Annotated in this window: 7 protein-coding genes and 1 pseudogene; 6 read left to right on the forward strand and 2 right to left on the reverse strand. The window is 68.0% G+C overall.

Annotated features, from left to right (window positions below; genetic code table 11):
- The 5 genes and pseudogenes from MIC448_RS16340 to MIC448_RS02580 all read left to right on the forward strand — a co-directional run.
- Positions 1–148, forward strand: a pseudogene (locus MIC448_RS16340) (L-ribulose-5-phosphate 4-epimerase); the annotation flags it as partial.
- 88 nt (positions 149–236) lie between these two features.
- On the forward strand, positions 237–1,355 hold the full coding sequence (gene chvE, locus MIC448_RS02565; protein WP_036295636.1) for a multiple monosaccharide ABC transporter substrate-binding protein: 1,119 nt from the start codon (positions 237–239) through the stop codon (positions 1,353–1,355).
- A 70-nt stretch (positions 1,356–1,425) separates the two neighbouring features.
- Positions 1,426–2,955, forward strand: a complete 1,530-nt coding sequence (mmsA, locus tag MIC448_RS02570; protein ID WP_036295639.1) for a multiple monosaccharide ABC transporter ATP-binding protein — start codon at positions 1,426–1,428, stop codon at positions 2,953–2,955.
- Positions 2,956–2,980: 25 nt separating this feature from the next.
- On the forward strand, positions 2,981–4,219 hold the full coding sequence (gene mmsB / locus MIC448_RS02575; RefSeq protein ID WP_036295641.1) for a multiple monosaccharide ABC transporter permease: 1,239 nt from the start codon (positions 2,981–2,983) through the stop codon (positions 4,217–4,219).
- 116 nt (positions 4,220–4,335) lie between these two features.
- Entirely contained in the window at positions 4,336–5,178 is an 843-nt protein-coding gene (locus MIC448_RS02580; protein ID WP_036295644.1) for a sulfurtransferase, read from the forward strand.
- Between the two features lie 98 nt (positions 5,179–5,276).
- Here the strand turns inward: MIC448_RS02580 and MIC448_RS02585 are convergent, their stop codons facing one another.
- A complete protein-coding gene (locus MIC448_RS02585) occupies positions 5,277–6,218 on the reverse strand; it encodes an NADP-dependent oxidoreductase (protein WP_036295646.1) in 942 nt (313 codons plus the stop codon).
- A 220-nt stretch (positions 6,219–6,438) separates the two neighbouring features.
- Positions 6,439–10,566 carry a DUF3418 domain-containing protein gene (locus tag MIC448_RS02590; RefSeq protein ID WP_036295649.1) on the reverse strand — a complete coding sequence of 1,376 codons (4,128 nt, stop codon included), beginning with the start codon at positions 10,564–10,566 and terminating at the stop codon, positions 6,439–6,441.
- Positions 10,567–10,658: 92 nt separating this feature from the next.
- Between MIC448_RS02590 and MIC448_RS02595 the strand changes: the two genes are divergently transcribed.
- Positions 10,659–11,291: hypothetical protein (locus MIC448_RS02595; protein ID WP_036295653.1), on the forward strand; the 633-nt coding region annotated here is incomplete at its 3' end.

Raw genomic sequence — 11,291 nt, forward strand, 5'->3', positions numbered from 1 at the left:
GGTGATGTGCGAAGACGCTGCCCGCACGGTCCACATCGCCCGGGAGGCGGGGCCGTTGATCCCGATCCCGCAGGACAAGATCGACGCCCTCTACGGCCGCTACCAAAACGTCTACGGACAGACAACAGACGCGCGGCGAGATCGCTGACGCGCACAAGCTTCCCGCGGCAACGACCGTGGGTAGACCGATAACTGAATATCACCAAGACGAAGAAGTCCCACGAGAGGAACTCACAGTGAAAGCCAAGAAGATTCTGGTCGCAGCGGTCGCCGCAGGCGCCCTGCTGCTCACGTCCTGCGCCGGCACCGGTGGCGGCAGCGGCGAAGGCGAAGGAGGCGGCGGCCTGATCGGCGTCGCCATGCCCACCAAGAGCTCCGAGCGCTGGATCCAGGACGGCGACGCCGTCAAGGCTGCCCTCGAGGACCAGGGCTACACCGTCGACCTCCAGTACGCAGAGGACGACATCCCCACCCAGGTCTCGCAGATCGAGAACATGATCACGAAGGGTGCCGAGGCCCTCATCATCGCCTCGATCGACGGCACCACGCTGTCGCAGGTGCTGCAGGATGCGGCCGACGCCGAGATCCCGGTCATCGCCTACGACCGCCTGATCCGCGACTCGGAGAACGTCGACTACTACGCGTCGTTCGACAACTTCACGGTCGGACAGCAGCAGGCGTGGTCGGTGCTCAACGGCCTCGGCCTGGCCGAGCTCGACGGAACGCCGATCGACGGCGCACCCGAGGGCCCGTTCAACATCGAGCTGTTCGCCGGTTCGCTCGACGACAACAACGCGTTCTTCTTCTTCGATGGCGCCATGGACGTGCTCCAGCCGCTGATCGACGATGGGACGCTCGTCGTCAAGTCGGGTCAGACCGACATCGAGCAGGTCGCTACGCTCCGCTGGGACGGCGAGACCGCCCAGAGCCGCATGGAGGACATCCTCACGGCGAACTACTCCGACGGCACCACGGTCGACGCCGTGCTCTCGCCCTACGACGGCATCTCGCGCGGCATCATCTCGGCCCTCACCGACGCCGGTTACGCGGTCGGCGAAGACTGGCCGATCATCTCGGGCCAGGACGCCGAGCTCGACTCGGTCAAGGCCATCGTCTCCGGCGAGCAGTACGCCACCATCTTCAAGGACACCCGCGAGCTCGCGCAGGTTGCTGTGGACATGGCTGTTGCCCTGCTCAACGACGAAGAGCCCGAGACGAACAACACCACGGACTACGACAACGGTGTGAAGATCGTTCCGTCGTTCCTGCTCGACCCGGTGATCGTCGTCAAGGACAACATCACCCAGACGCTGGTTGACACCGGTTACTGGACCGAAGAAGAAATCAACGGCTAAACCCGTCGTCACCCGGCCGGGCGGATCATTCCGCCCGGCCGGGTGCGCGGTCTCCTGAGGAGGAGAACACATGACGCAGCCCATTCTCGAGATGCGCGGCATCACGAAGACGTTTCCGGGAGTGAAGGCGCTCTCCCAGGTCACGCTTTCGGTTGAGCGCGGCGAGGTGCACGCGATCTGCGGCGAGAACGGCGCAGGCAAGTCCACGCTCATGAAGGTGCTGTCGGGTGTTTACCCGCACGGCACCTACGACGGCGACATCGTCTTCGAGGACGAGGTCGTCTCGTTCCGCGGTCTCGGCGACAGCGAGGCCAAGGGCATCGTGATCATCCATCAGGAGCTGGCGCTCAGCCCGCACCTCTCGATCGCCGAGAACATCTTCCTCAACAACGAGGTGCGTGGCCCGTTCGGTCTGATCGACTGGAACAAGACCAACTTCGAGGCATCCAAACTCCTCGCTCGCGTCGGTCTGCGCGAGAACCCCACCACCCCGATCAAGAACATCGGCGTGGGCAAGCAGCAGCTCGTCGAAATCGCGAAGTCGCTCTCGAAGCGTGTGAAGCTGCTGATCCTCGACGAGCCGACGGCCGCGCTCAACGACGAGGACTCGGCGCACCTGCTCGACCTGATCCTGCACCTCAAGGGTCAGGGAATCACGTCGATCATCATCAGCCACAAGCTCAACGAGATCAAGAAGATCGCCGACTCCGTCACGGTCATCCGCGATGGCAAGACGATCGAAACGATCCGCAAGAACGACGTCACGGAAGACCGCATCATCCGCGACATGGTCGGTCGCGACCTCGAACACCGCTACCCCGACCACACCCCCGACATCGGCGAAGAACTGCTGCGCGTCGAGGACTGGACCGCCTACCACCCGCAGGATTCCAGTCGCCGCGTCGTCGACAACGTCTCGATCAACGTCAAGGCGGGCGAGATCGTCGGCATCGCCGGCCTCATGGGTGCCGGGCGTACCGAGTTCGCGATGAGCCTGTTCGGCCGTAGCTACGGGTCCAAGATCAGCGGTCGGGTCTTCCTCCGCGGCAAGGAGATCAAGACCCGCACGGTGTCGGAGGCCATCGCGAACGGCCTGGCCTATGCCACCGAGGACCGCAAGACCTACGGGCTGAACCTCATCGAGGACATCAAGCGGAACGTCTCGATGGCGGCGCTGAAGAAACTCGAGAAGGCCGGACTCGTCAACGACAACGAGGAATTCAAGGTCGCGAACGAATACCGTCGCGACCTCAACATCAAGGCGCCGAGCGTGCTGGTCAAGACCGGCAAGCTCTCGGGCGGCAACCAGCAGAAGGTCGTCCTGTCGAAGTGGATCTACTCGGACCCCGATGTCCTGATCCTCGACGAACCCACCCGCGGTATCGACGTCGGCGCCAAGTACGAGATCTACTCGATCATCAACAGGCTCGCGGCATCCGGCAAGGGGATCATCGTAATCTCGTCCGAGCTGCCCGAACTGCTGGGAATCTCGGACCGCGTCTATGCCCTTTCGGAGGGGCGCATCACCGGTGAGCTGCCGGTGGAACAAGCAACCCCCGAAGCTGTCCTCAAGCTCATGACCATGGAGAAGCCGCGCTGAGGCGCGGTCGCACACAGGAGTGACAATGTCCAACCCCACCCCGCCCTCGACGGAATCCACCGCCGTCGGAGCAAACGTCAACCCCGTCCAGAACCGATTCACGTCGTGGCTCAGCCACGTCCTGTCGGACCTGGGCAAGAACGGCATCTTCATCGCGTTGCTCGCGGTGATCGTGCTGTTCTCGATCCTGACCAACGGCATCCTGCTTCGTCCGCAGAACATCTCGAACCTCGTCGTGCAGAACGGGTACATCCTCGTGCTCGCAATCGGCATGGTGATGGTCATCATCGCCGGCCACATCGACCTGTCGGTCGGCTCCGTCGCGGCGTTCGTCGGCGCATGTTCGGGTGTCTTCGCCGTCACGTGGGGGATGCCGTGGTGGCTCGCCGTCGTGCTGTCGCTGCTGATCGGAGCTCTGGTCGGGGCCTGGCAGGGATTCTGGATCGCCTACGTCGGCATACCCGCGTTCATCGTGACGCTGGCGGGCATGCTGATCTTCCGCGGTCTTGCGCTGGTCGTACTCGGCAACCAGAACATCGGGTCGTTTCCCACCGAGTACCGTGCGCTCGGCAACGGGTTCGTATCGGGCCTGTTCGGCGAGACCGATCCGGACATCATGACCCTCGGTGTGGGCGCCGTAGCGATCGTGCTGCTCATCACGCAGCAGGTGCGGACGCGCGCGGCTCGCACCAAGTACGGTCAGGTTTCAGAGCCGCTCACGTGGTTCGTCATCAAGCTCGCCCTGATCTCGGTCGCGATCGGATTCTTCGCCTATTCGCTCGCGACGTACAAGGGCATCCCGGTGACGCTGATCATCCTCGCCGTCCTCGTTCTCGTCTACGGCATCGTGATGAACCGCACCGTTTTCGGCCGCCACATCTACGCGATCGGTGGCAACCGCCACGCGGCCGAGCTCTCGGGCATCAAGACCCGCCGCGTCGACTTCTGGCTGTTCGTCAACATGGGCTTCCTCGCCGCCCTGGCCGGCCTGATCTTCACGGCTCGCCTGAACCTCGCCGGCCCCAAGGCCGGTGACGGTTTTGAGCTCGAGGCGATCTCTGCGGCGTTCATCGGTGGCGCGGCCGTGCAGGGTGGTGTCGGCACGATCGGTGGCGCCATCATCGGTGGTCTGATCATCGGTGTGCTGAACAACGGTATGTCGATCCTCGGCATCGGCATCGAGTGGCAGCAGGCCGTCAAGGGTCTCGTGCTGCTCCTCGCGGTCGCATTCGACGTCTACAACAAGCGTCGCTCGGCGAACTAGCTCGACGAGCAAATGCAACACGGCAACGCGGCGGTCGGGTCATCCGATCGCCGCGTTTGTCGTTTCCGGCCGTCTAGCCTGGACACGTATTCGTCCGTCACCGTCCCGGGAGAGCCATGTCCAACATCCTCATCACGCCCGAGGCGCTTGCCGCGCTGATCGCCGAGGGAGCGCCGGTCCGCGTGCTCGACGTCCGATGGCGGCTCGATCGTCCGGATGGGCGACCGGACTACCTCGCCGGCCACATCCCCGGAGCCGTATACGTCAGTCTTGACGACGAGCTGGCCGCGCACGGCGAACCGGCCGACGGGCGTCATCCGCTCCCCGATGCTGCGACGCTCCAGGCCGCCGTGCGCCGGTGGGGGATCGACGACGGCGACACGGTCGTCGTCTACGACGACCTGAAATCGCTCTCCGCGGCCCGCGCCTGGTGGGTGCTGACGGACGCGGGTCTTGCCGACGTGCGGATCCTCGACGGGGCGCTCCGAGCATGGACGGCAGCCGGGCTGCCCCTCGACGAGGGCGATGTGGTGCCGGTGGCCGGGTCAGCCACCCTGTCGGCGGGCCGGCTCGCTCAGGTCTCGATCGACGAGGCCGCGGAGCTCGCAGCATCCGGTGCTCTGCTCGACGTACGGGTACCCGAGCGCTATCGCGGCGATGTCGAGCCGATCGACCCGCGCGCCGGCCACATTCCGGGCTCGATCAACGCGCCCACGACAGGAAATGTCGACGAGGATGGGCGGTTTCTGGGGCCCGAGGCCCTGCGCGCGCGGTTCACGGCAGCGGGAGTCGACGCCGCATCGCCCGTCGCCGTGTCGTGTGGTTCGGGGGTGACGGCGTCGCACGCGTTCGTCGCCCTGCGGCTCGCGGGTTTCGCGCCCACTCTGTACCCCGGTTCGTGGAGTCAGTGGGCCAATCATCCGGACCGTCCCGTCGCGACGGGCCCGAATCCGGGGTAGACGGCACAGCTGGTAACTTCGACAGGCTCAGTGACCGTCGTCGCTCCCTGAGCTTGTCGAAGGGAGCAGAGGAGCCGCGCTCAGTGACCGGGGGCGCGCTAGGGGACGATGACGATCTTGCCGTCGACACCGCGCTCGATCGCGCGGTGCGCCTCGGCGGCGTCTTCCAGCGAGAACGAAGGGCCCGCCTCGATCGAGAACACACCCGCCGCGATCAGAGCCATCGTCACGGGGAACGCCTCGGCACGCCAGGCGAGCTCGGTCTCGGTGAGCGGTGTGGAGCTGCCGCCGCCGAAGGCGCGCACGCCGTAGTTTCCGGCATCCTGTCCGCGCACGATCGTTCCGATGCGATGACGGTCGGCCACGAGTTCGCACGACACGTCGAGCGCCTCGTCGGTCCCCGCCGCATCGAACGCGACCGTGATGCCCTGCGGTGCCGCCTCGCGAACGCGCTCGAGCAGACCCGGGCCGTACGCGACCGGCGTGGCGCCCAGCTCGCGCACGCGGTCGAAGCGGCGCTCGCTCGCCGTCGCGATGACGGTGGCGCCCCAGAGCCGGGCGTACTGGATGGCGGCCTGGCCGACGGATCCGGATCCCGCGTGGAGGAGAAGGGTGTCATCCGCGCCGACATCCAGCGAGCGGAGCACCTGGTAGGCCGTTCCCACCGGGATGCCGATGCCGGCACCCGCTGCGGCCGAAACCGACGGCGGGCGGGGGATGGCATTGTGTGCGGCGACCCGCACCTCGCTCGCATAGGTACCGGATGTCTCGCGGAATGCAACGGGATCACCGACCCGGAAGCCCTGCACGTCATCGCCGACGGCGACGACCACGCCGGCACCGTCGCGGCCGATATGCCGCGGGGCCGTGAGCGGGGCGGACGTACGCCTACCCGCGCGCAGCTTGGCGTCGATCGGGTTGATTCCCGCGGCTTCGACCCGGACGATCAGGTGCGCTGGGCGCAGCTCGGGGGTCGGGGTCTCGGTAACGGTGAGGACCTCGGGCCCGCCGAACTCGGTATAGACGATTGCGCGAGTCATGGTGATGCGTTCTTCCTCGTCGGGGACTGCGATCTGTCTCGAGCGTAGACCTCGCGCCGCAGGCCCGCCCGTGCCGAACCGGGGCAGGTTTGATGCTGTGGGGCAGGTTTGCTCGTGCCCCACAGCACGCGAGGTGCCCCACTTCTGGCGTGGGGTCGCGCGGGGTCGCGCGGGCGTGGGGTGTGGGGGCGGGGCCGGGAGGTGGACCGAACGGTCCGCGTCATGAACCCTCGCGCAGGGCCTTCGTGATGCGCGGAAGCGAGACGGGCTCCGCGGTGCCCAGGCGCTGGGCGAACAGGCTGACGCGATACTCCTCGAGCAACCAGCGGGTGTGGGCGAGGGCCGGCGAAGCATCCGGACTCAGGGGGATCGTGCCACCGGCCTCGGCGTATAGGGCGGCTGCCCGTTCGAACTCGGTCATCCTCTGGCGGTCACGGCCCGGGGTGTCGGCGAGCTCCTCGAGCCGCAGACGAGCACCCTCGAGGTACCGGAGCACATGAGGCAGCCGGGCGGTACCGGTCTGAAGCACGAAACCCGGATAGATCAAGCCCGCGACCTGCGCCCGCACATCGCCGAGCGCACCCAGCAGGGTCATGGCGTTCTGCCCGCGCAAAGCTTTGTCGACGTTGCGTGCGGCCAGCAGGATTCGGGCGGTCAGCGACACGGCGGCGAACATCGCCTCGACGATTCCGGCCGAGACCGCGTCGCGCACACGCGCGAAGTCCCCGGCGCTGCGGACCACGCCGGTCGGCGCAATAGTGCGGATCAGCGTGTCGGCCGCCGCCGCGCGGCAGTCCTCGATCAGCGCCTTCGCGGAGGCATAGGGAGAAGCGGCGAGGGCGAGTTTCTCATTCGCGGTCAGGTGCTCTTGCACGTACGAAACGGGTGAGGGCACGGCGAGCAGCACGAGTCTGCGGATGCCGACCCGGAGGGTTCGCTCGGCGGCATCCGGTGTCGTCTCGATGCGCAGCGACACGCTCGTGCCATCGTCGACGAGTGTCGGGTACCCGCGGACAACGCCGCCCGCCACGCGCGTGTCGACGACGGGCGGAAGGTCACCGAGGTCCCACGTGGTGATCCCCTCGCGCTCGCGGACGGATGCCCCGGTGCTCGGGGACGGGTCGACGAGCGCGGCCGGACCCGCGCCACGCCGAGGCTTCCCTGTCGACGGCGGCGCGGCGAGCCGGGTCGCGACGCTCTCGCGCGCACGGCTCGACAGGCTCTCTTGCAGCTCCCGCAGGTCTCGCCCCGAACCGACCGTGCGTCCGCGATCGTCCACGACACGGAAGGTCGGGCGAAGGTGCGCGGGAACGCGGTCCATCTCGAAGTCGTCGGCCGTCACGGGCTGGTTGGCGACGCGCTGGATGAGCTTCGCCAGCGCCGCGGCAAGGGACGTCGGGGGCAGTCCCGCGTGGCTCTCGGGGCCGGCGCCCGCCAGGTCGTCGGCGAATTTCGCGGCCCAGTCCGCCGCGGGCACGACGTGCCGGCGGATGGACTTCGGCAGCGCCCGCAGCAGCGCGGTCACCAGATCCGGACGTAGCCCCGGAACCTGCCAGTCGAAGCCATCCGGGCGGACACTCGCGAGAAGCGCCAACGGCACGACGACGGCGACCCCGTCGTCGGGTGCCCCCGGCTCGAACCGGTAGGCGAGAGTAAGGGTTTGATCGCCCTGGGTCCAGCGGGTCGGGAAGTCCGAGGCATCCGATCTCGCCTCGCCCTCGAGCAGGTCCTGCTCGCGCATCGTCAGGAGTTTGGGCGTGCGAGCGGATGCTTCACGCCACCAGTTCTCGAACGAGCGGACGTCGAATACCTCGGGCGGAATATGCGTGTCGTAGAACGCGAAGACCGCCTCGTCTCCGGCGAGGATGTCTCGCCGACGTTCGCGCTCTTCGACCCGCTCGAGCCGGCGGCGCAGCTCGTCGTTCGCGCGCGCGAAACTCGTCAGACGCTTGTCGATCTTCGACGGATCCCATTCGTTTTCGACCAGCGCGTGCCGGACGAACAATTCGCGCGCCCCGGCGCGGTCGATGCGAGCGAACTGCACGCGACGGCGGGGGATGATCTCGACCCCGAACAGCGTCACCTTCTCGTAGGCGACGGCGGCCCCGGCATCCTTCGACCAGTGCGGCTCGCTCACCTGACGCTTCGCCAGGTCGCCGGCGAGGGGCTCGGCCCAGGCGGGGTCGATCGCGGCGACCGTGCGGGCATAGAGGCGCGAGGTCTCGACCAACTCGGCGGCCATGACCGCCTTGGGGCGGGCCTTGCGCAGGCCCGAGCCGGGGAAGATGGCGAATCGGATGCCTCGGGCGCCGAGATATTCCGAGGCCGGGGCGCGCCGAGCACTCGGTGCCGCGCCCTTCTGTGCCGCACGCTCGTCGATTAGTCCGATGTGCGAGAGCAGGCCCGCAAGGATCGCGCGGTGGATCGCCGCGGGGTCGAGGGCCTGCTCGTCGGGGTCTGCAGAACCGGCACCCTCGGGGGTGGAACGGGCACCTTCGCGCCCGGAACGGGCACCCTCGCGGAGGGAACGGGCACTCTCGGGCGAGGGCTTCTGCGCAGGGACGAGGCTGCGGATCTGCCGGTGCACGTCGAACCACTCCCGCACGCGGACATAGTTGAGGTGCTCGGCGCGGCACAGGCGCCGGAACGCGCTCGACCCGTTCTCGCGCTGCGCCTGCTGCAGGTGATTCCAGAGATTCAGCAGCGCGAGGAAGTCGCTCGTCGGGTCGGCGAAGCGCGCGTGCAGCCGGTCGGCCTCCTCGCGGCGCTCTTCGGGGCGCTCGCGCACGTCCTGAATCGACATGCCCGCCACGATCGGCAGCACCTCGGCGATCGCGCCCGTACGCTGCGCCTCGATGAGCATGCGCGCGAAGCGAGGGTCGATGGGCATGCGGGCGATGTCGCGCCCGATGCGGGTCAGGCGCGGGGCGCCCCGGCTGTGTCCTCCAGAAGCATGTTCGACGGCGCCGAGCTCGCCCAGTAGGTCCAGTGCGGCCTTGACGCCCCGCGAATCGGGCGGGGTGAGGAAGGGGAAGGCCTCGATGTCGCCGAACCCGAGGGAGAGCATCTGCAGAATGACCGAGGCGAGGCTCGTCCGCAGGATCTCGGGCTCGGTGTACTCGGGCCGTTTGGCGAAGTCGTCGGCGGCGTAGAGGCGGATCGCGATGCCGGCGCTCGTGCGTCCGGCGCGCCCGGAACGCTGCTGCGCGGATGCCTGCGAGACGGCTTCGATCGGCAGGCGCTGCACCTTCGCGCGGTTGCTGTAGCGGGACATCCGGGCCGTGCCGACGTCGATGACGTAGCGGATGCCGGGCACCGTCAGGCTCGTCTCGGCGACGTTCGTCGCGAGGATGACCCGGCGGCGCACGCCCGCGACCCGCGAGGGCTCGAACACGCGGTGCTGATCGGCCGACGACAGGCGCCCGAAGAGGGGGAGCACCTCGGTCGGGGCTGCGCCCTGCGCGTAGGCACCCCGGACGGCGTCCGCCGCGTCGCGAATCTCGGCCTCGCCCGGCAGGAACACCAGGACGTCGCCCGGGGCCTCGCGGTCGAGTTCGCGGAGCGCCGCGACGATCCCGGCCACCTCGTCACCCTCGACGTCGTAGGCATGCTCGTCGATGGGGGGCGGTCGCTCCTGGTCCGTGTGTAAATCTGAAAGGAATATCGGGTCGGAAGAGGCCTCATCTGGGCTCGACGAGCCTTCAGGAGCCCGATTTTCCTTCGAGATCTTCGCCTCGCCGACGAGAGGCCGGTAGCGGATGTCGACCGGGAACGTCCGCCCCGACACCTCGACGATGGGCGCGGGCGTGCCCGAGGCATCCGCGAAGTGCGCGGCGAAGCTCTGCGGGTCGATCGTCGCCGACGTGACGATGACCTTCAGATCGGGTCGCTCGGGCAGGATCCGCGTCAGGTACCCCAGCAGGAAGTCGATGTTGAGGCTGCGCTCGTGAGCCTCGTCGATGATGATCGTGTCGTAGCGGCGCAGCAGCCGGTCGCGGTGGATTTCGTTCAGCAGAATGCCGTCGGTCATGAGTGCGACGAGCGTCTGGTCGGACACGTTGTCGGTGAAGCGCACCTTGTAGCCGACGAGGGTGCCGAGGGGCACCTCGAGTTCTTCGGCGATGCGCTCGGCGATCGTGCGGGCCGCGAGGCGGCGCGGCTGCGTGTGGGCAATGCGGGAGCGGCCGAGCTCGAGGCAGATCTTCGGAAGCTGCGTCGTCTTTCCCGAACCGGTGGCCCCGGCGACGATCACGACCTGGTTGCCCTCGATGGCGCGCGCGATCTCTTCCCGGGCGGCGCTGACGGGCAGCTCCGGCGGGAACGAGATCACGGGAATGGGCGCGGGCATAGCCCTCCATCGTATGACGCGCGGGCGTTGCCCTGCCGAGCGTCACGGGCGCGGTCATGGGCACGAGAGCGGCGCGACCCTAGGATGACCGCATGGGCTCGGAGGGTTTCGCACACGTGCGCTTCATCGGCTATGCGATTCCGACCGCCCCGGCGATGATCGTGCCCCTCGGCAACCCCGACCGCGGCTCCGCGATGGGCGGCACGTACCTCGGTCTCGGCGACGTGGCGGCGGATGTCGGGGGCAGACTCTCCGTCATGCGCGCGGCCGTGCACGCGGCCCGCGATGCGCTGCCGACGGGTGAGACCGACGTGTTGAACGTCTTCGTCGCGCCGGAGTTCTTCTGGCACGGCCCGCAGGGCCCATATCTGCACGCGTCAGGTGCGTCGGACCCCGTCGCCCACATTCTCGAACGCCTGGCGGCGGAGTTCCCGGCCGAGGAGTATCCGAACTGGGTCTTCGTCTTCGGCACCGCGGTGACCGCCGCGGCCGACGACCCCCACGAGGTGTTCTCGCGCCCGACGACGCGAGTTCGCAACGGCGTCGTCGCCGACCTCGCGCACCGGTACCGTCAGGCGGCGGCCGACGACGCCGCGAAGGTCTTCGACATGATCGACGACTACCTCCAGTGGGGCCACGCGCATGCGGTCGTCCAGGTACGCAATCGCGCGCTGATCTTGAGCGCCACCCCGCTCGGCTCGGCGGGGTCCCCCTTCGCGGCTCAC

The organism is Microbacterium sp. C448, from assembly GCF_000582705.2.
Taxonomy (GTDB): domain Bacteria; phylum Actinomycetota; class Actinomycetes; order Actinomycetales; family Microbacteriaceae; genus Microbacterium; species Microbacterium lacus_A.

Bases quoted from the DNA above. Each gene is read 5' to 3' on its own strand.
- mmsA (WP_036295639.1), top strand. From the start codon at position 1,426: ATGACGCAGCCCATTCTCGAGATGCGCGGCATCACGAAGACGTTTCCG.
- mmsB (WP_036295641.1), top strand. From the start codon at position 2,981: ATGTCCAACCCCACCCCGCCCTCGACGGAATCCACCGCCGTCGGAGCA.
- MIC448_RS02580 (WP_036295644.1), top strand. From the start codon at position 4,336: ATGTCCAACATCCTCATCACGCCCGAGGCGCTTGCCGCGCTGATCGCC.
- MIC448_RS02585 (WP_036295646.1), bottom strand. From the start codon at position 6,218: ATGACTCGCGCAATCGTCTATACCGAGTTCGGCGGGCCCGAGGTCCTC.
- MIC448_RS02590 (WP_036295649.1), bottom strand. From the start codon at position 10,566: ATGCCCGCGCCCATTCCCGTGATCTCGTTCCCGCCGGAGCTGCCCGTC.